Annotated in this window: 21 protein-coding genes; 14 read left to right on the plus strand and 7 right to left on the minus strand. The window is 58.5% G+C overall.

Features of this window, described 5'->3' with window-relative positions; translation table 11 throughout:
• Window positions 1-465 (minus strand): (2Fe-2S)-binding protein, encoded by a 465-nt coding sequence (locus D1823_RS02955; protein WP_117868543.1) that lies wholly within the window; start codon window positions 463-465, stop codon window positions 1-3.
• Window positions 466-606: 141 nt separating this feature from the next.
• On the opposite strand from D1823_RS02955, the gene D1823_RS02960 reads away from it, so the two are divergent.
• The 5 genes from D1823_RS02960 (at window position 607) to D1823_RS02980 (ending at window position 4,727) form a co-directional block, all read left to right on the plus strand.
• Window positions 607-1,209 (plus strand): TetR/AcrR family transcriptional regulator, encoded by a 603-nt coding sequence (locus D1823_RS02960; protein ID WP_117868544.1) that lies wholly within the window; start codon window positions 607-609, stop codon window positions 1,207-1,209.
• 138 nt (window positions 1,210-1,347) lie between these two features.
• Window positions 1,348-2,343: a tRNA dihydrouridine(20/20a) synthase DusA gene (gene dusA / locus D1823_RS02965; protein ID WP_256369659.1), complete on the plus strand. Its 996-nt coding sequence runs from the start codon at window positions 1,348-1,350 to the stop codon at window positions 2,341-2,343.
• Window positions 2,344-2,358: 15 nt separating this feature from the next.
• Window positions 2,359-3,183, plus strand: a complete 825-nt coding sequence (locus tag D1823_RS02970) for a sulfite exporter TauE/SafE family protein (protein ID WP_117868545.1) — start codon at window positions 2,359-2,361, stop codon at window positions 3,181-3,183.
• The gene (locus D1823_RS02975) at window positions 3,180-3,962 is read left to right on the plus strand and encodes a hypothetical protein (protein WP_117868546.1); all 783 of its coding nucleotides are present in this window, start codon (window positions 3,180-3,182) and stop codon (window positions 3,960-3,962) included. The genes D1823_RS02970 and D1823_RS02975 overlap by 4 nt, the downstream gene beginning before the upstream one ends.
• A gap of 36 nt (window positions 3,963-3,998) precedes the next feature.
• A complete protein-coding gene (locus D1823_RS02980) occupies window positions 3,999-4,727 on the plus strand; it encodes an STAS/SEC14 domain-containing protein (RefSeq protein ID WP_117868547.1) in 729 nt (242 codons plus the stop codon).
• A gap of 640 nt (window positions 4,728-5,367) precedes the next feature.
• Here the strand turns inward: D1823_RS02980 and D1823_RS02990 are convergent.
• Genes D1823_RS02990 through ccmI form a run of 3 tightly spaced genes read right to left on the minus strand, consistent with a single transcriptional unit; the run spans window position 5,368 to window position 7,300 of the window.
• A complete protein-coding gene (locus tag D1823_RS02990) occupies window positions 5,368-5,601 on the minus strand; it encodes a DUF1289 domain-containing protein (RefSeq protein WP_117868549.1) in 234 nt (77 codons plus the stop codon).
• A gap of 17 nt (window positions 5,602-5,618) precedes the next feature.
• On the minus strand, window positions 5,619-6,083 hold the full coding sequence (gene ruvX, locus D1823_RS02995; protein ID WP_117868550.1) for a Holliday junction resolvase RuvX: 465 nt from the start codon (window positions 6,081-6,083) through the stop codon (window positions 5,619-5,621).
• Window positions 6,080-7,300, minus strand: a complete 1,221-nt coding sequence (gene ccmI, locus D1823_RS03000; protein WP_117868551.1) for a c-type cytochrome biogenesis protein CcmI — start codon at window positions 7,298-7,300, stop codon at window positions 6,080-6,082. The genes ruvX and ccmI overlap by 4 nt, the downstream gene beginning before the upstream one ends.
• A 176-nt stretch (window positions 7,301-7,476) precedes the next feature.
• Between ccmI and D1823_RS03005 the strand changes: the two genes are divergently transcribed.
• From D1823_RS03005 to D1823_RS03020, 4 genes are all read left to right on the plus strand, one after another.
• Complete coding sequence (locus tag D1823_RS03005; protein WP_117872663.1) at window positions 7,477-8,721, plus strand: sarcosine oxidase subunit beta family protein; 1,245 nt, start codon at window positions 7,477-7,479, stop codon at window positions 8,719-8,721.
• A 75-nt stretch (window positions 8,722-8,796) separates the two neighbouring features.
• Complete coding sequence (locus tag D1823_RS03010; protein ID WP_117868552.1) at window positions 8,797-9,126, plus strand: sarcosine oxidase subunit delta; 330 nt, start codon at window positions 8,797-8,799, stop codon at window positions 9,124-9,126.
• A 67-nt stretch (window positions 9,127-9,193) separates the two neighbouring features.
• Window positions 9,194-12,208 (plus strand): sarcosine oxidase subunit alpha family protein, encoded by a 3,015-nt coding sequence (locus tag D1823_RS03015; protein ID WP_117872664.1) that lies wholly within the window; start codon window positions 9,194-9,196, stop codon window positions 12,206-12,208.
• Window positions 12,201-12,767 carry a sarcosine oxidase subunit gamma gene (locus D1823_RS03020; protein WP_117868553.1) on the plus strand — a complete coding sequence of 189 codons (567 nt, stop codon included), beginning with the start codon at window positions 12,201-12,203 and terminating at the stop codon, window positions 12,765-12,767. The genes D1823_RS03015 and D1823_RS03020 overlap by 8 nt, the downstream gene beginning before the upstream one ends.
• A gap of 39 nt (window positions 12,768-12,806) precedes the next feature.
• On the opposite strand, the gene D1823_RS03025 is transcribed toward D1823_RS03020, so the two are convergent.
• Together D1823_RS03025 and D1823_RS03030 are read right to left on the minus strand one after the other, a co-directional pair.
• Window positions 12,807-13,238, minus strand: a complete 432-nt coding sequence (locus D1823_RS03025) for a hypothetical protein (protein WP_162896750.1) — start codon at window positions 13,236-13,238, stop codon at window positions 12,807-12,809.
• 63 nt (window positions 13,239-13,301) lie between these two features.
• Window positions 13,302-14,063 carry an FkbM family methyltransferase gene (locus D1823_RS03030; protein ID WP_117868555.1) on the minus strand — a complete coding sequence of 254 codons (762 nt, stop codon included), beginning with the start codon at window positions 14,061-14,063 and terminating at the stop codon, window positions 13,302-13,304.
• Between the two features lie 100 nt (window positions 14,064-14,163).
• Between D1823_RS03030 and D1823_RS03035 the strand changes: the two genes are divergently transcribed.
• The 3 genes from D1823_RS03035 (at window position 14,164) to D1823_RS03045 (ending at window position 16,327) form a co-directional block, all read left to right on the plus strand.
• Window positions 14,164-14,763: a superoxide dismutase gene (locus tag D1823_RS03035; RefSeq protein ID WP_117868556.1), complete on the plus strand. Its 600-nt coding sequence runs from the start codon at window positions 14,164-14,166 to the stop codon at window positions 14,761-14,763.
• 4 nt (window positions 14,764-14,767) lie between these two features.
• A complete protein-coding gene (locus D1823_RS03040) occupies window positions 14,768-15,646 on the plus strand; it encodes a metallophosphoesterase (RefSeq protein WP_117868557.1) in 879 nt (292 codons plus the stop codon).
• A 219-nt stretch (window positions 15,647-15,865) separates the two neighbouring features.
• On the plus strand, window positions 15,866-16,327 hold the full coding sequence (locus D1823_RS03045) for a host attachment family protein (RefSeq protein ID WP_117868558.1): 462 nt from the start codon (window positions 15,866-15,868) through the stop codon (window positions 16,325-16,327).
• Between the two features lie 43 nt (window positions 16,328-16,370).
• Here D1823_RS03045 and D1823_RS03050 read toward each other — a convergent pair whose 3' ends face one another.
• Complete coding sequence (locus D1823_RS03050) at window positions 16,371-16,922, minus strand: TIGR00730 family Rossman fold protein (RefSeq protein ID WP_117868559.1); 552 nt, start codon at window positions 16,920-16,922, stop codon at window positions 16,371-16,373.
• Between the two features lie 127 nt (window positions 16,923-17,049).
• On the opposite strand from D1823_RS03050, the gene D1823_RS03055 reads away from it, so the two are divergent.
• Both D1823_RS03055 and D1823_RS03060 read left to right on the plus strand, forming a co-directional pair.
• The gene (locus D1823_RS03055; protein ID WP_117868560.1) at window positions 17,050-18,429 is read left to right on the plus strand and encodes a LysM peptidoglycan-binding domain-containing protein; all 1,380 of its coding nucleotides are present in this window, start codon (window positions 17,050-17,052) and stop codon (window positions 18,427-18,429) included.
• 74 nt (window positions 18,430-18,503) lie between these two features.
• Window positions 18,504-20,309 (plus strand): ABC transporter ATP-binding protein/permease, encoded by a 1,806-nt coding sequence (locus tag D1823_RS03060; RefSeq protein ID WP_205511955.1) that lies wholly within the window; start codon window positions 18,504-18,506, stop codon window positions 20,307-20,309.
• Window positions 20,310-20,343: the final 34 nt, after the last annotated feature.

Raw genomic sequence — 20,343 nt, forward strand, 5'->3', positions numbered from 1 at the left:
TCAGGCCTCCAGAATTTCGGACGCGCGCTGGATACCGGCGCGGATGCGTTGATAGGTGGCGCAGCGGCAGGCATTGCCGGACATGTACTCGTCAATCTCCTGAGCCGACGGTTTCGGGTTCTCGGACAACAGCCCGACAGCCGACATCACCTGACCCGACTGGCAGTAGCCGCACTGGACGACATCCAGCTCGACCCAGGCCTGTTGTATGGCAGCACCGATCTTGTCGTCACCGACAGCTTCGATGGTCGTGACTTCGGCACCTTCGACGTCTTCAATGAAAGTCTGGCACGAACGGACGGGTTCACCGTTCAGATGCACCGTGCAGGCCCCGCAAGACGCAACGCCGCAGCCGAATTTTGTGCCGGTCAGTTTCAATTCGTCTCGGATCACCCAGAGAAGAGGCGTTCCGGGTTCGGCATCAACCTCGTGGGTTTTGCCGTTCAGGTTCAATGTAAGAGCCATGATGAGGGGGTCTCCTGTTGGTGCTGGTTTCCGCACTTGGTAAACTCGCGGGTTTACTCATGGCATATTGTTTTGCCTCTGTAAACTCCTGCGTTTACCTAGTGTTTGACCAAGGCGCGTCAACAGGTCTATAGCTCTGACATGAACGAATGCAGCGCACAGAATGCGTCCAAGCGCACACAGATCATCGAAGCTGCCGTGGCCGAGTTCCAGGAAAAGGGATTTGCCGCGGCCAGTATGGACCGCATTTCAGCAAGGGCCGAAGTGTCCAAGCGTACGTTGTACAAGTACTTTGAAAGTAAAGAGAACCTGTTCCGCTCCATCGTGGTCGAATTGTCCAGTCGCTTTGCTGAAGTGCTGGAAATCCGGTATGAAAAAGGTCGTGACATTCGTACGCAACTGACCGAACTGGCCTGGGCCGAGGGACGTATTCTGATGCGGCCCGATGTTATCGCGATGGCCCGGATGGTGATCAGCGAAACTTTGCGCAACCCGACGCTTGCGGCGGAAGCTCAGGGCAAGCTGGACAAGACGGCGACATTCATTGCCATGCTCAAGGATGCGGCAGAGGATGGGCAGCTTCGGATCGATGACCCGGAACGGGCCGGGCGCGAATTCATTGGCCTGATCAAGGCACGCGCCTTCTGGCCGCTGCTGTTTACGGGCGGGGCGCTCAGCGAACCCGAGATGACGGAAACGATCGAAAGCAGTGTCCAGATGGTGATGAGTCGATATGGTGTCTGATCGGAAACGGCTGAATCCTCAGGGTCGCCGTCGGGACGCCGCCAGAGGAATGTGTTAGGGCTTTTTGACTTGATTCGGATGGGCAAGACCACTGACGGGCAATCGGATTTCGGAGCATAGCAGGATGGAGGCGTTGCTGTGACAGGCAAGGCAACACAGGCAGCGCGTGTGAGCGTGGCGCCGATGATGGATTGGACAGATCGCCACTGTCGCTATTTTCATCGGCTGCTCAGCGCGGAAACGTTGCTGTATACCGAGATGGTGACGGCACCGGCGCTCGTGCGTGGCGGGGCGGTGCATCTGTTGGACCATTCTCCTGAAGAACACCCGGTTGCTTTGCAACTCGGCGGCTCTGACCCGGAAGAATTGGCGCAGGCCGCGCGTTTGGGGGCTGAGGCCGGGTATGATGAGATCAATCTGAACTGCGGCTGTCCGTCGGATCGGGTGCAATCCGGCACTTTCGGCGCTGTCTTGATGAAAAACCCAGGCCGCGTTGCCGACTGTGTGGCTGCCATGCGCGAAGCGGTGAACGTGGATGTCACTGTTAAATGCCGCATCGGCGTGGATGACCAGGAGCCGGAAGAGGTATTGCCCGCGTTTCTTGAGCACATCAGCGCGGCAGGTTGCCAAAGGGTAACAATCCATGCCCGCAAGGCGTGGTTGCAAGGGCTGAGCCCCAAGGAAAACCGGGATATCCCGCCCTTGGACTATGATCTTGTGCATCGGATGAAGGATGAGTTTTCGGATCTTCACATATCGATCAATGGCGGCATCAACACGCTGGACGAGGCAGCCGCACATCTGGAAGCCGGTCTGGATGGGGTGATGATCGGCCGAGCCGCGTACCATCAGCCGGGCGATGTCCTGTCGGATGCTGACCGACGCATCTTTGGTGCCGGAACAACGCGTGATCCGTTCGCGATCGTTCAACACATGGTGCCTTATGTGGAACGACATCTTGCGGGCGGCGGGCGTTTGCACCAGATCACGCGTCATATGTTGGGCCTTTTCGCAGGTCGTCCCGGAGCCCGCGCATGGCGGCGTGCCTTGTCGGAAGGGGCTGTGCAGGATGGGGCCGGACCCGAGGTGATGCTGCGGGCACTGGATCATGTGGCGCCCATGGCAGAAGTTTAAACGGCAGGGGGAACGATGCCCGAGACGATGTTGCTGACCCAGATGCTGGGCCTTTTGCTTGTGATCGGAGCGCTGGCCGGCGTACTTGCCGGATTGCTGGGGGTTGGCGGTGGAATTGTTTTGGTGCCCGCCTTTTTCTATGCGTTTCAAACTCTAGGATATGGCGGTCCGCAGTTGATGCAACTGTGTCTGGCCACGTCGCTGGCAACGATAATCGTGACATCGGTCCGATCCGTTCTTGCGCACAATAAGAAGGGTGCGGTGGATTGGGATATCCTGCGCGGTTGGGGGCCGGGTATCGTCGTCGGGGCGATCATCGGGGTTCTGGTTGCTTCGGCTCTGCGCACCGAGGCCTTGCAGGCGCTGTTCGGCATACTGGGAATGGTGATCGGAGCTTACCTTGGGCTGGGACGTTCGGACTGGCGGCTAGGGGATGTCATGCCCGGTGGAATAACGCGGGCCATCCTGTCTCCCGCGGTCGGGTTTCTTTCCGTTCTGATGGGGATAGGCGGTGGTAGTTTTGGTGTGCCGCTGATGAGTCTTTACAACACGCCGATCCACCGTGCCGTGGCAACCGCGGCCGGATTTGGTGTGATCATTGCCGTGCCCTCGGTCATCGGGTTTTTGTTCATGGATATTGCACCGGAACATCGGCCACCGCTGACCATTGGGGCGGTCAATCTTGTGGCTTTCGGTATTGTCGTGGCAATGACGATGATCACCGCGCCTTGGGGGGTGAAGCTGGCCCATGCGATGGACCCGAAACCTTTGAAGCGCGTATTCGCTGTGTTCCTTACACTGGTGGCGCTCAATATGCTTCGCAAGGCAATAGGTTTGTGACCGACTTCCGCGTCAAGGGCTGGGTGAAATTTCCATATGATCGGGTGCTTGCAGCTTGGGTGGGTCATGCGCTGCCCGCCGCACGGGCCTCGATAACGGATCCGTCCCATGCTGACTGGCTTGACTGCGAAGGGACGTGGTTCATTGGTGTCGACGCGTTGCCCAATGACGCGCAGGGCAGGGTTGGCCGATCGGGGCCTCTGGCCGGAACCGCCATGTCATTCATTGCAGAGCGTTTTGGGGAATTGCCGCTTCACAAGGGGCAAGTCTCGGTCATGTATCCGGGATATCCACGTCCGCGTCGGGGGGAAAACGAGGCCGCCGCGCGGTATCGCAAAAACCGGGACGCGGCCCATGTGGACGGCCTGCGCCCGATGGGGCCGGATCGTCACCGCCGCGTGGATGAGCCGCATGCCTGGATTTTGGGTATACCGCTGACCAAGGCCAGCCGGAATGCGTCGCCCATGGTGTTGTGGGAAGGCAGCCATCATATCCTGGGTGCGGCGTTCAGGCGCGCTCTTGCAGGGAAGCCACAAGAGCGCCTGCATGAAGTCGATATTACGGATATCTACCAATCAGCCCGTCGCGAGGTGTTCGAAACCTGTCCGCGAATCGAATTGCCAGCCAAACCGGGCGAGGCTTACGTGCTGCACCGCCACTGTCTGCACGGGGTTGCCTCTTGGGCAGACACGGCAAACGCAGGGCCGGATGGACGGATGATCGCCTATTTCCGCCCGGAATGTGCCGGGGGTGTAGCCGAATGGATCGAATCCCCTTAACCTCCTGTCATTGTTTGGCTTTGGAGGTTTTGACCGATGATTACGGTCCATACGAATTCTGATGGTGCTTTGATAGAAGTCGAGTTGTCGGGGCAAGTCACCAGCGCCGACTACGCGGATGTCTTGGTTCCTGCGATCGAAGCAGCGCTGACCGAACACGACTCGGTTCGGCTTTTGGCCATCGTGCAGCCGGAGTTCAAGGGGTATGATTTGGGTGCGGCATGGTCTGACACCAAGCTGGGGCTCAGTCACTGGCGGGGCTTCGATCGGATCGCGGTTGTTGCCGATCAGGGCTGGGTGCAAACCAGCATCCGACTGGCGGCCCCGATCCTGCCGTGTCCCGTTCAGGTATTCGAATTGGCCGAGCTTGAGGCCGCGCGCCGCTGGATGCGCGAGTCGCTGGGATCCATTCACGTGACGGATCTGGAGGGCCCATGTGTTCAGATCAGCCTTTTGGGAAAGCTGGACCCGGAGGAATACAAGCAGGCAGAGCGCGACCTGAACGCTTTGTTGCATGATCGATCCGGGTTTCGCTTGTTGATTGACCTGAGGGAATTTGATGGCTGGCAGGGGTTGTCGGCTCTTGCAGCGCATTTTCGTCTGGCCAGCCGACATATCGGGCAACTGGACCGCGCAGCCATCGTTGGGGACAAAAGCTGGCAGCACATGGCGCAACGCGTAGCCAGTCATGTGTTGGGCACACGGACTCAGTTCTTTCCGTCCGAGGATATCGAAAATGCCAAAACCTGGTTGGCCGCCGGATAAGGAACTTCGCTATACCCTCACGTGTTTTAACTGATTCAACTGCCAGCAGGCGGCCCCTGTGTTGTGTCCGCAGGTCAGGGCAAAGCGCCGTTGAGCGCGAGGAGACCAAATCTGATTGGCTTTTTCCGCCGTTCCACGCTTTCCACAGGTCTTGACACCGTTCCGGACAAAAGTTGTGACGTAAGGGAACTGGTGGGTTTTTTCGTGGAATATCTGACGTTAACGTCAAACCAGACCAAAAACCGTGTGTTTTCCCCCTAATATTGACCGGAAGTGCCCTTACCTACGCCGTGTCGCTGCGGGCCTCCACTCACGTTGAACAGATGCGTTCATGAGCTGGCCCCTCTTGGAGCTCGACCTCGGCCCGCGGCGGCACAGTTATTGGAAGCGGGAAGTTTGCGATGACATTTAAGTTGTTGATGGAAAGATTTACTGCACGAAAGACGCCTTCATTCGAGGTGGTCAAGACCTGCAAGAAACATGTCCAACGTGCACGAGAAGAATCCGAGACTGCAAAAACGAGTAGATCCGAAATTGTAGCTCTGTTCGAGACAGAGCTGCGCGGGCAAGACACGAACAGGTCGGCCCACGACAAATCCAATGACCGCAGGGATACGTCCCCAAAGCAGACTGGCTGACTTTAGGAGCCGTTTATGCGCGCTGCACGCCCGCCACGGCGTTTGCTGAGGCGCGGCTTTCTGGTTGGCAGGTTTTCCATGATTTCGGCGCGTTCGCTGCTGTCCATCTTGGACCAGCGGGTGATTTCATCAATCGTGCGATAACAGCCGGTACAGATACGTTCCGTAGGGTGAACGACACAGATCTGGACACAAGGGCTTTCGACCTCATTCCTTTTCCAAACCATATTCGTCATCACTGGTCTCCGACCTGTTACAAAAAGCGCAGCCTGTCCAGCGCCCCTTGCAAGATATAGCCGGCTGCAACGTGATCAATAACCTGTCCGCGACGTTTTCGTGTCGTATCCGCCTCAAGCAGTGCTTTTTCTGCCGCAACTGTGCTGAGCCGTTCGTCCCAAAATCCGATGGGCAAATCGGTCAGGCGGGACAAATTGCGGGCAAATGCCCGCGTTGACTGGCATCTTGGCCCTTCGCTGCCATCCATGTTCTTGGGCAACCCCAGCAAGATGCCTCCGATCTCGCGATCGGTCACAATTTCGATCAGGCGGGCGGAATCGAGCGTGAATTTCTTGCGCCGTACCGTTTCCAGCGGGCTGGCGACGCCGCGCATCCGGTCGGACACCGCGACGCCGATTGTCTTTTCCCCAAGGTCCAGCCCCATAAGGGCACTCATAGGTTGCAGCGCTGCTGCAAATTCTTCGATAGCGTCATGGATCATTGAGCGATCCCGGCTTGAAGGGCCGCCGCATCGATGATCTGCAACGCCTCTGAGTTGCCGGCAAACACTTCCATGGCCTCATCCCGTATATCGATGGCACGCTGGCCCTGGCCTAGAACGCCCAAGGCGGCGATCAGACGGGCCCATTCCTCGGGGGACCCGCCTTCTGTCGCCAGACGATCAGACAACTGGTCCACCATACCCTGAATCATCTGCTGCCGTTCTTCGGGGCTCAGCTCTGCGGCGGCGGCCATGTCTTCCTGACTGGGGCCGGGTGCCGTGCTCAGATCCGGCGCATTGAATACACCGGCCCGAAATGCCAGTTCGTCGATCTGAGCCCGTATCGCTCCGGCCCATGGTGCACCTGCCGGGGCATCCTGCAACGTTTCAACCCACATACGATAGGCGAGGTCCGGCCGCCCGATCTGGGCCAGCATCTGCCCCCAATAATAGCGTGCCGGGCCGTGACGAGGGTCACGGTTCAGCGCTTCGATCAGGGCCTGTTCCGCTTCGGGTGAGACGTAACCACCCGCCGCCAGAATCATCATTTCAGCCAAATCCGCGTAAGTGTCGGCCGTGGCAGTGTCGCCGGACAGTTCGATCACCCTTTGCTGCGCGGTGTACCCATCCTTGAAGTTGCCTGCATTCGTCTCGTGCTGCGCCAGCAGCATCTGACCCTGCAAATCGTCTGGCCGGTTCGCTACCGTTTCACGCAACTGCTTCAGCAGGTTCGCATAGCTTTCGTCCAGCTGCGCAGGTTGGGGCGGGGTCGCCAGCTCTTCCGCGGCGCTTTGGGATGGCCGGTTGGCGCGCACTTCTTTGGCCAATTCAAGCCGTGCGGTCAGAGGCATATCGGGTAATCCGACGGCCCCGGTGCGATTATACATCGCCAATGCGCCACCGATCAGAAGCAGCGAGATTGCCAAGATCGACAACGCTGAAACGGTACGAGAAGGCCCGGCGTCGGCGCTCTCTTTTTTCATCTGGTCGTCTGCGGCCAGAATACGGCGGGAAATTTCCGTGCGGACCCGTTCAGCGTCGGCCTCGCCAATGACCCCGCGCGCCAGATCCCGGTCCACACCGGCCAACTGTTCGCGATAAACCCGCAGATCGTAAGCCGCAGCGGGTTCATCCCCACGGCGTTTGCGCAGCAGAGTAAAGCTGAGAAAAGCTGCGATCAGCAGCGCGACAAGAAAAATCAGAACCCAGAACGTCATGGTCCCTCCGAGGATGCTGCCCTGACTTAGACCTGTGAGGCGTCCGACAAAAGGGACAAATGGCCGCGAATGAGCGACATGTCGCAATAGTGCTATATTGCGGCGTTGCACGGCAGGGCTAAAATGCACTCACACGGCATATCTGCGCCCAATCACCGAACCGGATGGATTCGCACATGAAACACTATTCAGCCTTTGCTGTGGCGCGGGAAGCTCTGCGCTATCACACCGGATGGGAGCGCGCCTGGCGCTCACCCGAACCCAAGAAGCGTTATGACGTCATCATCGTTGGTGCTGGCGGTCATGGTCTGGCGACCGCGTATTACCTTGGTAAGAACTACGGTATTCAGAATGTCGCGGTTATCGAAAAAGGCTGGCTGGGCGGTGGCAACACCGGCCGCAACACGACGATCATCCGCTCGAACTACCTGCAGGACCCGTCTGCCGCAATCTACGAGAAAGCGCGCAGCCTCTACGAGGACCTGAGCCAGGAGCTGAACTACAACATCATGTTCAGCCCGCGCGGTGTCATCATGTTGGCGCAGACCCAGCACGAGATCCGCGGCTATCAGCGAACGGCCCATGCCAACGCCCTGCAAGGCGTAAAGACTGAATGGATCGGTCCCGAACGCGTCAAGCAACTGGTGCCTATCATCAACCTGGACGGCCCCCGGTATCCGGTTCTGGGCGGCCTTTGGCAGGAACGCGGGGGCACTGCGCGCCATGATGCGGTGGCGTGGGGCTATGCGCGTGCCTGTTCGGCGATGGGTATGGATATCATCCAGCAATGCGAAGTCACCGGTATACGCTCGGATAAAGGTCGCGTCGTCGGGGTCGACACCACCAAGGGTGCCATCGATTGTGACAAGCTGGGCATCGTCGTCGCGGGCCATTCGGGTCAGTTGGCCGAGATGGCGGGCTTCCGTCTGCCGCTGGAAGCCGTTGCGTTGCAGGCGCTGGTATCGGAGCCCATCAAACCCTGCATGGATGTGGTTGTGATGGCCAACACCGTGCACGGCTACATGTCTCAGTCTGACAAGGGCGAGATGGTGATCGGCGGGGGAACCGACGGGTTCAACAACTTCACGCAGCGCGGGTCTTTCCATCATATTGAGGAAACGGTGCGGGCGCTTGTCGAAACCTTCCCAATGATTTCGCGCCTGAAGATGCTGCGTCAGTGGGGCGGGATCGTGGACATGACCGGTGACCGCTCGCCCATCCTGTCGAAAACGTCTTTGCAGGGCTGCTTTATCAATGGCGGCTGGGGCACCGGTGGCTTCAAGGCGATTCCGGGCTCGGGCTGGGGGATGGCGCAGTTGATGGCCACGGGACATTCACCGCTGACCGAAGCCTTCTCGCTGGACCGCTTCAAAGAGGGCCGCTTCATTGACGAAAGCGTCGCCGCCGGGGTGGCACACTAAGGGGGGTCCCCAAGGTGCCAGAAAACAGAATTCAGGTCGGCCCCCGCGCCGACCGACCGCCAAAAGGATGACAACATGCTAATCCTGAATTGCCCCTATTGCGGCGTAGACGCCGAAGAAACCGAACTGGCCGCTGGTGGTGAGGCGCATCTGAAGCGTTTCGGCCCGGGCTCGTCCGAAGACGAGTTCCACGACTACCTGTTCATGCGTGAAAACCCGAAGGGTGTTCACTTTGAACGCTGGCGGCACGCCAATGGCTGCGGCAAGTGGTTCCACGCCGCTCGCTGCACGCAGACACTCGAAGTGTTCGGCACCTATTCCGCGCAGGTCACCGAGCCGCCGCAAGACATCAAGGATGCCATCACCGCTAAACGGCCCGGCTGGACGTGGAGAGAGTTCTCCTGATGCTTCATCTTTTCAAAAATACTCCCGCCGGAGGTTTTGACGCCTCCACATGCGAAAGGTCAGCGACATGAGCACCCGTCTCGCAAAACAAGGCCGGCTGATTGACCGGTCGAAGAAAGTTACATTTACCTTTAACGGCACTTCTATGCAGGGTTACGAAGGCGATACGCTCGCCTCAGCGCTGCTGGCCAACGATCAGATGATGATGGGCCGGTCGTTCAAGTACCACCGTCCCCGCGGCGTTGTCGCCAGCGGCGCGGAAGAGCCGAACGCCCTTGTCGGTCTGGGACAGGGCAACCGGTTCGAGCCGAACCATCGCGCCACGACGACCGAGTTGTTCAACGGCTTGACCGCAATTTCACAGAACCATTGGCCAAGCCTTGAACATGATATCGGCGCGGTTAACACGGCGTTTGCCCGGTTTCTGCCGGCCGGATTCTACTACAAGACCTTCATCCACCCCAAGCCTTTCTGGAAACACGTCTACGAACCTTTCATCCGGCAGTCGGCGGGATTGGGCAAGGCGCCCGACAAGGACAACCGGGATGCCGACACTTATGAGCACTTCTACGCCTTTACAGATGTTTTGGTGATTGGTGGTGGTGTGGCTGGTTTGCAGGCGGCCAAGGCGGCGGCACAATCCGGTGCGAAGGTTCTGCTGATAGAGCAGACCGCGCATTGGGGCGGTCGCGCCCCGGTTGACGGAGGCACCGTCAATGGTGAGCCTGTGGATAAGTTCGTGGAACAATTGGTTTCCGAACTCGAAACAATGGACAACGTTATTATGCGCATACGCTGCATGGGAGCGGGTGTTTACGATCATGGTTATGTGTTGGGATACGAACGTCTGACGGACCACACGCCGGGCGTGCAGGGCCCGCGCCACCGCTTGTGGCGTATTCGTGCCAAGCAAATTGTGACGGCAACAGGTGCAATTGAAAGACCATTGTCCTTTGCTGGCAACGATGTTCCGGGTGTGATGCTGGCTGCGGCCATGCGCGATTATGTCGTGAACTGGGGGGTGACTCCGGGGGATCGTGTCATCGTCGCCACCAACAATGATGACGCTTACCGCACCGCGATTATCCTGAAACAGGCAGGTGTGGATGTTTTGCGTATTGTTGACGCACGGGCAACGGCTGGACCTTTGGCGGAAGAAGCCCGCCAGTTGGGTATCCGCGTCGATCCGGGCAAGGCCATTGCCAAAGTCAAAGGCGGCAAGCGCGTCAAAAAGGTTGCCATCTGCAATCAGGAAGGTGTCGGCGGCGCGCGTGAAGAGGTTGAGGCGGATGCGGTCGCCATGTCTGGTGGCTGGTCTCCGGTCGTGCACATGTGGTCCCATTGCGGAGGCAAGCTGATCTGGGACGACGCGAACGCGCATTTCCGGCCAGATCCTGAGCGTCCACCGCTGGGGGCCGACGGCAAGGGGTTCGTTGTTGCTGCTGGCGCGTCCAACGGTCCTCTGGCGTTGCAAGATGTACTGACAGACGCCCATGTCGCCGGTAAGGCCGCTGCCAAGGCGGCTGGCTTCAAACCCAAGAACACCAAGGCGCCCGCAGGTGAGACAACCGTCGAAGCGCCGATGGAAGCGGTTTGGCTCATGCCGGCAAATGCAGAAGTTCAATTGCGCATGAAGTCCTGGCTGGACTTCCAAAACGACGTCAAAGTTTCAGACGTCCAACTGGCTGCGCGCGAAGGGTATGAAAGCGTCGAACACACCAAGCGCTACACTACGCTGGGTATGGCAACTGATCAGGGTAAATTGAGCAACATCAACGGATTGGCAATCCTTGCTGATGCGCTGGAATCCGAAATCCCCAAGGTTGGCACAACGACCTTCCGCCCGCCCTATACGCCTATCTCGATGGGTGCGATCGGCGGTGAGGCACGGGGTGAGGTCTTTCAGCCAATCCGTCAGACACCGATGCACAACTGGCACGACAGGAACGGCGCCGACTGGGAGCCGGTTGGCCATTGGCGCCGTGCCTATGCCTATGTCCGCCCCGGTGAGTCTGTGCACGACGCGGTCAATCGCGAGGTCAAGAACACCCGCGAAAACCTCGGCCTGCTGGATGCCTCGACGTTGGGCAAACTGATCGTCAAAGGCCCGGATGCCGGCAAGTTCCTCGACATGATGTACACCAACATGATGTCCACGCTGAAGGTCGGCAAGTGTCGCTACGGTCTGATGTGTTCGGAAAACGGCTTTCTGATCGACGACGGCGTTGTCGCCCGAATCGACGAGGACACATGGCTGTGCCACACGACTACCGGCGGAGCCGAGCGCATCCATGGTCATATGGAAGAATGGCTTCAGACGGAATGGTGGGACTGGAAAGTCTATGTTGCCAACGTGACCGAGCAATACGCGCAGGTCGCCGTGGTTGGCCCCAACGCCCGCAAGGTGCTGGAGAAGCTGGGCGGCATGGATGTCAGCAAAGAGGCGCTGCCCTTCATGGAATGGCGCGATGGCAAGATCGGAGACTTCGTTTGCCGGGCCTACCGCATTTCGTTCTCGGGCGAGTTGTCGTACGAAATCGCCGTGCCCGCAAGTCATGGTCAGGCGTTCTGGGATGCCCTGATGGAGGCAGGTAGAGAATTCGGCGTCATGCCGTACGGAACCGAATGCCTGCACATCCTGCGGGCCGAGAAGGGCTTTATCATGATCGGCGACGAGACCGACGGCACCGTGATCCCGCAGGATTTGGGGCTGCACTGGGCGCTTTCGAAAAAGAAAGAGGACTATCTGGGCAAACGTGCCCATTCCCGCAGCCACATGGCGGATCCCGAGCGTTGGAAACTGGTCGGTCTCGAGACTGTGGATGGATCGGTTCTGCCGGATGGTGCTTACGCGGTGGGCGAGGGCGTCAATGCCAACGGTCAGCGCAATATGATCGGCCGTGTGACGTCGACATATTACTCTGCCAACCTCGACAAGGGTATCGCCATGGGGCTGATCAAACACGGTCCCGACCGCATGGGCGAGATCGTCGAGTTCCCGGGCACCGACGGAAAAACCTACAAAGCCAAGATCGTGGACCCGATCTTCTATGACAAGGACGGGGAGAAGCAGAATGTCTGAACCCATCAGCGCATTGAACCACGCAAGCTATTCCGGCATCGCCAAGATCGAGGAATGCGGTCTTCAGGGTATGATCACGCTGCGCGGCGACCTGTCCGACAAGGTGCTGGCCAAGGCCGTCAAGGATGCGACCGGCCAGAAAGTGCCCGGTCAGCGCGAGGCGCTGGTCAAGGGCGATACCGGCGTGGCTTGGATGTCGACGGACGAGTTGCTGGTGCTGGTGCCATACGCAGAGGTCGACGCCAAACTGGCCGACATGGTCGGTGCCCTGAGTGGCACCCACGCTTTGGCGGTCAACGTCTCGGATGCCCGCGCCGTCTTCTGTATCTCTGGTGCCAGCGCCCGCGAAGTTCTGGGTAAGGTTGCACCTGTCGATCTGTCGGCGGATGCTTTCCAGCCTGGCCAAATCCGCCGCTCACGTCTGGCGCAAGTGGCAGGTGCTTTCTGGATGGACGATGAACAGACCTTCCGGGTGGTCTGCTTCCGCTCGGCTGCGGATTACGTCTTCAAACTGCTCAAGGTTGCGGCGCAACCTGGCAGTGAGGTCGGGATCTACTGAAAGAAAAGAAGAATGCCCCGGTTCTACCGGGGCATTTTCTCATTTTACCGTGGAGCAGGTCCCGACCCCAAAGGGCTTGTTCGCAAAATTTCCCTGAACAAATGCCATGCGAACGGCGACTGTGTTGTCGGATGGTTTCAGGTTCGCTTGATATCGAACACGGGCATTGCCACCGGCGACCATTTTTTGATCGAGGTTCCAGATAACACGATACCCCTTGGCACCGCGGTCTTTGAATTTTGCTTTGGCCCAATCTTGGTACGACGTTGCGGCCATCGCCGAAGCTGTGGTGGGGTCGATCCGGAAAGCATACTCTGGCGCAATCCAGCCATGGGCGTCTTGCTTGGTCATCTTGCAATGATAGGTAACTGTTTCTGCCGTAGCGGTTTGTGCAAGCACTGCGGCGGTGACAATCAGGAAAAGTCTTTTCATTTTATCCGGTTGGCTGTGATTTTTGATGTACACACTCAAAGTGATACATGTCAGAGATGCAAGCTGGACTTCGCGTAAGCGAAGAAAAAGTCGTCTGACGTTCTACCCATGCATGAGAATGGTGTGAAAGCGGTTCAGGCCGTCTTTGGTCAGCAAGTCCGAAACCTTGAGAGGGTGCGCTTTGTCGTCCGACAGCCCCGAGTAAAACCCCAGTTCATCCATCAAAGCGCTGACACGTTCGTGCCTCTCGTTTTCCGGCAGCAATGGTGCGTGAAGCGATAGAAGCAGGGCAGGCCGCCGTTCCCTCAGCCACGCGGACAGAGTGGGTGCAACAATAAATTCCGCCCCTTCGATGTCCATTTTGACCAGCGAAACCCGTGACAGGTCGTTTGTCTTTTCGAATTGATCCCAGGCGATCGTCAGCGCATCCGATCCATGTGCGCCGTCGTGCAGAAGTGAGCTGGTGGAATCTCCGGGCTCACCGCGCACGGAGGCCATGCGTGCCACACCAAACCGATCTGACAGGGCGACTCCGAATGCCGAGACGTTCTGAACGTCATTCAGATCAAGGTTCCATGCCAGGTGCCGGAACGCGGTCGGGTCAGGCTCAAAACACCAGACATGCCGTGCCCTGCGAGCACCGTACAACACCGTCGGGCCAATCCACGCTCCGATATCCAGATAGTCGCTTTGCGGGGACAGGAACCGGTCAAGCACTGCAAATGTTTCAGGTTCCCAAGCGCCCGCAGTGGCTTTGCGCCAGAATTTCGAATGATACGGGTCCAGACGAAAGGGCTCGCCGTTCAGATTGCCCGCATAATATCCGCGGGCGCGATAGAACATCTTGCGCACCTGTGTCAGCATCGCCTGCCTCCGGGTTTTCTTGTCTCGCCCCTTGACCTGCGGCGGCAGCCAAAGCATTTAACCTTGGGAACCGCAACTTACATTTAAACAGGGGGCCGACATGGCTTTTGAACTTCCTGATCTTCCTTATGCACATGACGCGCTGGCAGCCAAGGGTATGTCCGCGGAAACGTTGGAATATCACCACGACCTGCACCACAAGGCCTATGTCGACAACGGCAACAAGCTGATCGTCGGCACCGAATGGGACGGCAAGTCGCTGGAAGAGATCATCGTTGGCACCTACGACGCGAACGCTGTCGCACAGAACGGCATCTTCAACAACATCAGCCAGTTGTGGAACCACAACCAGTTCTGGGAAATGATGGGGCCCGGCGGCAACGCAATGCCCGGTGAGCTGGAAAAAGCTCTGACAGAAAGCTTTGGTTCGGTTGACGAATTCAAATCGCAGTTCAGCGCCGCTGGTGCTGGTCAGTTCGGTTCGGGATGGGCGTGGCTGGTCAAGAATGCAGATGGCTCGCTGGCCGTAACCAAAACTGAGAACGGTGTTAACCCGCTTTGTTTTGGTCAGACCGCGCTGCTGGGTTGCGATGTTTGGGAGCACAGCTATTACATCGATTTCCGCAACAAGCGCCCGGCTTACCTGTCGAACTTCCTCGACAATCTGGTGAACTGGGAAAACGTCGCATCACGGATGTAATGAATTGAACCGACGCCGGTTCATAAAGGGCCTGCTGGCGGTGACGCTGGCAGGCCTTGTTACGGCCGCCTACGGGTTCGTCATTGAACCCGCATTGCGGTTGCGCGTGCGCAAATGGCGCATTCAGCGGGACGACTGGACGGCGCCGCCGCTCAGAATCGCCGTACTGTCCGATTTGCATGTCGGCGAACCTTATGTCGGCCTGAACCGCGTAAAGCAGGTGGTCCGCCGAACCAATGCGCTGGCTCCGGACGTGATCCTTCTGCTGGGTGATTTCTTTGCAAGCCACAAAGCTGTCTCGGACGCGGTGAAGATGCAGGACCTGGCACCCGTGCTTGCCGGGCTTGAGGCGAAGAATGGTGTCTTTGCCGTGCTGGGCAATCACGACTGGTGGGATGACAGGACGGCACAGCGGCGCGGATCCGGGCCCAATCGCTATGCCGAAATCCTGGAACAGAATGGCATTTCGGTGTTGTCCAATACTTCCATCAAGCTCGAAACTCCGGGCATCTGGCTGGCCGGGCTTGAGGATCAGCTTGCGATCTGGCGCAAAGGCAAACCACAGGGATTGGACGATCTGGCAGGTACTTTGGGGCAGATCACCGATGACGCTCCGGTTGTGATGATGGCGCATGAGCCCGATGTTTTCCCCACTGTGCCCGAGCGGGTGGCCTTGACCCTTTCGGGGCACACACATGGTGGCCAGGTGCGCCTGTTCGGCTGGTCGCCCGTTGTGCCGTCGAAATTCGGCAACCGGTATGCCTATGGCCATGTACGCGAAGATGGGCGTGATCTGGTCGTGTCGGGCGGTATCGGATGTTCAATCCTGCCGGTTCGTCTGGGCGTGACGCCCGAAATCACCGTTGTCGAGATGTCCGCCTAAAGGGTTGATGACCGGACGGTGAAAACCCGCCGATACGCGCCCTTTTTGCATGACGGTATCTTGTTTGCTGCTCTCCAAAGCACATCTTTGTAAGGCGGAGGGAGAGAACCGCATATCACTTCAATCAATGATCGGGCTGCGCACTGTGCGTGCGCAAACGAACCCGCATGTCCGGCAGGTCGAGGGATACCCAGAACACAACCTAATCAGGAGATCGCAATGGTCGCACTTACACAGGGAACTTGGGTTATTGTTGCAGATGGAGAGAAAGCGCTGGTGATGGAGAATATCACCGATGCCGACGATCCCAACCTTGTCGTCGTTGCTGTCGAAGAACAAGACGGTCCGACCGGGAAACCGATAGACCGCGCAGGTCGTCGCAACGACGGCGGACCAAATCAGAAATCGGCAGTTGAAGAACCCACGTGGAAGGCACACGCAAAATCTCTGTTTGTGCAGGATCTGGCGAATCTGTTGAATCGCAAGGGGCTGAAAGGGGCCTATGACCGGCTGGTTCTGGTGGCCAGCCCTCAGGTTCTGGGTCTGTTGCGGCGTCGGTTGCACAGCGAAGTGCTTGGAAAGGTCGTGGCAGAGGTCAACAAGACCCTGACCAATCATCCTTTGCACAAAGTCGAGCAAGTGGTGCGCCACAGTCTGCAACCCAAGGCCAGACTGGCCTGATCAATACGGCGGGCGGTTCAACCGCCCGCACGGTTTTCCATCGTCAGGTCAGTTTGTCCCGCAAGGCGACCATGGCTGTATCGGCGTCTTCAACCCAGGTGATGAAATTCGCCAGAGACGCGTCGGCAAAGCCTTGCCCGATCACCTGGTCCAACAATGTGTGCAACGCGTCCCAATACCCATTCACATTGACCACGACGATGGGTTTGTCATGCAGTCCAAGCTGGCGCCAGGTCAGCGCCTCGAACAGCTCGTCCAGCGACCCCGGACCGCCGGGCAGAACAACGACGGCATCAGCGTTCATGATCATGACCTTCTTGCGCTCGTGCATTGTCTCGGTGATCACGAAATGGGTCAGATCCGTTTTTCCGACCTCACGTTTGGCCAGGTGCACCGGAATGACGCCGAAGGTTTCACCTCCGGCATTCTGTGCGGCACGGGCCACTTCACCCATCAAACCGACATCTCCGGCTCCGTAGACCAGCCGCCAGCCTTCCTGCGCCAGTAGGCTGCCAAACTGTCGGGCAGTTTCAGAATAAGCCTTCTTGGCTCCATTGCGTGACCCGCAATACACACAGATTGATTTCTGAGACATTAAAGGGGGGCTCCGGGGTTGTGTCAGGGGTTTTGACCCGTGATAGCGGGATTGATAGGTTGGCTCAACTGTCTGCCGGAAAGCTTTTCAACGCAAAGCTTTTGCCAGGCGGAGTGAAAGGAAAATAATGGACGCCAAATCGGGAAACGGAAGCTCGGGCAATTTCATCTGGGGGGTGATTGCGGGTCTTGTTGCGATATTGGGCGCGGGTGGATTGTATCTGTCCGGCGTCTTCACCAAAGCGCCCGAGCCGAGCGCCCCGCAGGAAACCGCATCCGCCGTAGCCCCGGAACCTGAAGAGCAGGAGGCGCAGGTTTCGGAACCGGAAGCGGCTGAACAGGCGGCTCCCGCTGACAAAGAGCCCACGACCGAGCCTGCCGAGGACACAAGTGAAGCTGCCGAAGCCGTCTCTGACGCGGACACTGCCGCTGCAACGTCGGAAGATACCGCGCCCGAGCCAGCGGCCCCTCCGGTGCTGGATCAGATATTTGTTGAAGCGGATGGCACGGCGCTGTTGTCCGGCGATGCAGAGCCCGGAAGCCGGATCCAGGTGCTGCTGAACGGAGAACCCCTGCACACATTTACCGTAGACAGCAGCGGTCAGTTTGCCGAATTCGTTTCGATCCCTTTCAGCGACGCGGCTCAGGGGCTGGTCCTGCAAAGCTCGGATGGGTCGCGGACGACGCAATCCGACGACTACCTGATTGCGGCCTTGCCGCAACCGGTCGAAGAGGCACCCGTTACTGAAGAAGCTCCGGCATCGGATCAGGGCGCGCCCGCAGATGCCGCGGAAACCAGTACCGCGGTTGTCGATGTTGAAGCTGAGACTGAGTCTGACGCCAAGGTTCAAACGGCAGAACTTGAACCGGCTGATCCCGAAACCACGGTGCCTGAAGTCGAAGAAACGCAAACCGCCGACTTGCCGACAGAGGCACCCGAACCGGATCAGCAGATTGCGGTGCTGCGGTCGGGCGAAGAAGGTGTTGAACTGGTACAGCCTCCTGTGGTGCGGGATACGCCCCCCGATCAGATCGCACTGGATACAATCGGGTATTCTGATACCGGCAATGTCCAGTTGACTGGACGTGTGCAGGACGGCGCAGCCGTTCGACTTTACCTGAACAATCGTCTGATCGCCGATCTCGACCCGCAAGAGGATGGATCCTGGCGCAGCGATCTGGAGGGAATTGATCCGGGTGTCTACACCCTGCGCGTGGATGCGGTGAATACGGAAGGGACGGTGCTCAGCCGGGTTGAAACTCCGTTCAAGCGGGAACCGGCCGAGGTGCTGGATGCCGCAATAGCAGCCAACCAGACCAATGCGCAGGGGGGGGCACCGGTAATCCGTTCCGTCACGGTTCAACAGGGTGACACGCTGTGGGCCATCTCGCGCGACCGGTTTGGCGACGGCGTCCTGTATGTGCGGCTGTTCGAGGCCAATCGCGATCTGATCCGTGATCCGGATCTGATTTATCCGGGGCAGATCTTCACTATACCTGAACAATAATCGCCTCTGGCCCAAAAGGGCCGGGGGCAAATCTCTGACCGCAGATAAGGTACGTGATGAGACGAACACCTGCTATGACCTCGGACGATTTGGTGCGGAGTGACGAGCGAAGCTCGGGCTGGCGCACGATCCGCAAAGTGACCCCCTATCTTTGGCCGCAGGATGAGCCATGGGTAAAGCGCCGCGTGGTGATTGCCATGGTCATGCTCGTGCTGGCCAAGCTGATCGCGGTCTACACGCCGATCCTCTACAAGGGTGCGGTTGATGCGCTGGCAGGTGAGGGTGTGCCACCGGTGGCGCTGGGCGCAGTCGGACTGACGGTCGCTTACGGCGTGGCCCGGATGTTGACTGTGGGATTCCAACAGCTGCGAGACGCAGCCTTTGCCCCTGTGGGGCAAAGGGCCTTGCGGGCGCTGGCGCTCGAGACCTTTCAGCATATTCACAACCTCTCGATGCGTTACCACGTGTCCCGCCGTACCGGAGGTCTGAGCCGCATCATCGAAAGGGGCGTCAAGGGGGTCGAGTTCCTGTTGCGCTTTCTGCTGTTCTCGATCGGGCCACTGATCCTGGAGCTGCTGCTGGTTGCGATCATTCTGATGTGGCTGTTCGATGTCTGGTATCTGGTGGTCGTCGCCGTCACCATTGGTCTGTATATCTGGTTCACCTTTGCCGTGACCGAATGGCGGGTGAAGCTTCGGCGCGAGATGAACGATCAGGACACCGAAGCCAATCAGCGTGCCATCGACAGCTTGCTGAATTTCGAAACCGTCAAGTATTTCAACGCCGAAGCCCGCGAAGCTAAACGGTATGATGTGTCAATGAAAGCCTATGCCGAGGCGGCATTGAAAACGGCTTACTCACTGGCGTTTCTGAACTTTGGCCAGTCTTTCCTGATCACCTGTGGTCTGATCGGAGTGATGGTTCTGGCTGCCGTCGGTGTTCAGAGCGGAAACCTGACCGTAGGCGATTTTGTCATGGTCAACGCCTACATGATCCAGATCACCGTACCCCTGAATTTCCTCGGGACGGTCTATCGGGAAATCCGGCAATCGTTGGTCGATATGGGGCAGATGTTTGATCTGCTCGAACAGCCTGCCGAAGTTACCGACAAGCCCTGTGCGCCCAATCTGAAGGTAAATGGCGGCGAAGTCACGCTGGACGATGTGCATTTCGGCTACGATCCGGAGAGGGAGATCCTCAAGGGTGTTTCATTGACCGTCCCGGCGGGGCAGACCGTAGCCATCGTGGGGGCAACGGGGTCGGGCAAGTCCACCATCGGGCGGCTGTTGTTTCGGTTCTACGATGTGACCAAAGGGGCGTTGAAGATCGACGGGCAGGATGTGCGGGATGTGACACAGACCAGCTTGCACGCGGCCATCGGAGTCGTGCCGCAGGACACGGTATTGTTCAACGACAGCATCCGGTACAACATTGCCTATGGCCGCGATGGAGCCACCCCGGAAGAGGTCGAGGACGCAGCCCGAGCCGCACAGATCCACGACTTCATCACCTCGCTGCCCGACGGCTATGACACTATGGTGGGTGAGCGGGGGCTCAAACTCTCCGGCGGTGAGAAACAACGTGTGGGCATCGCGCGGACCTTGCTCAAGAACCCGCCGATCCTGTTGCTGGACGAGGCGACCTCGGCCCTGGACACGGATACCGAGCAGGACATCAAGGATGCACTGGCGCGCGCAGGAGAGGGGCGTACGGTTATCACCATCGCCCATCGCCTCAGCACCATTGCCGAAGCTGATCGGATCGTGGTTCTGGAAGCCGGCGAGATCATCGAACAGGGCACGCATGACGAGTTGCTGGCGCAGTCCGGGCGGTATGCGCAACTGTGGAACCGGCAGCAATCAGATGGGGAAGCAGCCTGAGGACCCAAACATTGTGAGAACGTGGTAGGATGCA

It is taken from the genome of Ruegeria sp. AD91A (assembly GCF_003443535.1).
In the GTDB taxonomy this organism is placed as follows: Bacteria; Pseudomonadota; Alphaproteobacteria; order Rhodobacterales; family Rhodobacteraceae; genus Ruegeria.

Bases quoted from the DNA above. Each gene is read 5' to 3' on its own strand.
- D1823_RS02955 (WP_117868543.1), bottom strand. From the start codon at position 465: ATGGCTCTTACATTGAACCTGAACGGCAAAACCCACGAGGTTGATGCC.
- D1823_RS02960 (WP_117868544.1), top strand. From the start codon at position 607: ATGAACGAATGCAGCGCACAGAATGCGTCCAAGCGCACACAGATCATC.
- D1823_RS02970 (WP_117868545.1), top strand. From the start codon at position 2,359: ATGCCCGAGACGATGTTGCTGACCCAGATGCTGGGCCTTTTGCTTGTG.
- D1823_RS02980 (WP_117868547.1), top strand. From the start codon at position 3,999: ATGATTACGGTCCATACGAATTCTGATGGTGCTTTGATAGAAGTCGAG.
- D1823_RS02990 (WP_117868549.1), bottom strand. From the start codon at position 5,601: ATGACGAATATGGTTTGGAAAAGGAATGAGGTCGAAAGCCCTTGTGTC.
- ruvX (WP_117868550.1), bottom strand. From the start codon at position 6,083: ATGATCCATGACGCTATCGAAGAATTTGCAGCAGCGCTGCAACCTATG.
- ccmI (WP_117868551.1), bottom strand. From the start codon at position 7,300: ATGACGTTCTGGGTTCTGATTTTTCTTGTCGCGCTGCTGATCGCAGCT.
- D1823_RS03005 (WP_117872663.1), top strand. From the start codon at position 7,477: ATGAAACACTATTCAGCCTTTGCTGTGGCGCGGGAAGCTCTGCGCTAT.
- D1823_RS03010 (WP_117868552.1), top strand. From the start codon at position 8,797: ATGCTAATCCTGAATTGCCCCTATTGCGGCGTAGACGCCGAAGAAACC.
- D1823_RS03015 (WP_117872664.1), top strand. From the start codon at position 9,194: ATGAGCACCCGTCTCGCAAAACAAGGCCGGCTGATTGACCGGTCGAAG.
- D1823_RS03020 (WP_117868553.1), top strand. From the start codon at position 12,201: ATGTCTGAACCCATCAGCGCATTGAACCACGCAAGCTATTCCGGCATC.
- D1823_RS03030 (WP_117868555.1), bottom strand. From the start codon at position 14,063: ATGCTGACACAGGTGCGCAAGATGTTCTATCGCGCCCGCGGATATTAT.
- D1823_RS03035 (WP_117868556.1), top strand. From the start codon at position 14,164: ATGGCTTTTGAACTTCCTGATCTTCCTTATGCACATGACGCGCTGGCA.
- D1823_RS03045 (WP_117868558.1), top strand. From the start codon at position 15,866: ATGGTCGCACTTACACAGGGAACTTGGGTTATTGTTGCAGATGGAGAG.
- D1823_RS03050 (WP_117868559.1), bottom strand. From the start codon at position 16,922: ATGTCTCAGAAATCAATCTGTGTGTATTGCGGGTCACGCAATGGAGCC.
- D1823_RS03055 (WP_117868560.1), top strand. From the start codon at position 17,050: ATGGACGCCAAATCGGGAAACGGAAGCTCGGGCAATTTCATCTGGGGG.
- D1823_RS03060 (WP_205511955.1), top strand. From the start codon at position 18,504: ATGACCTCGGACGATTTGGTGCGGAGTGACGAGCGAAGCTCGGGCTGG.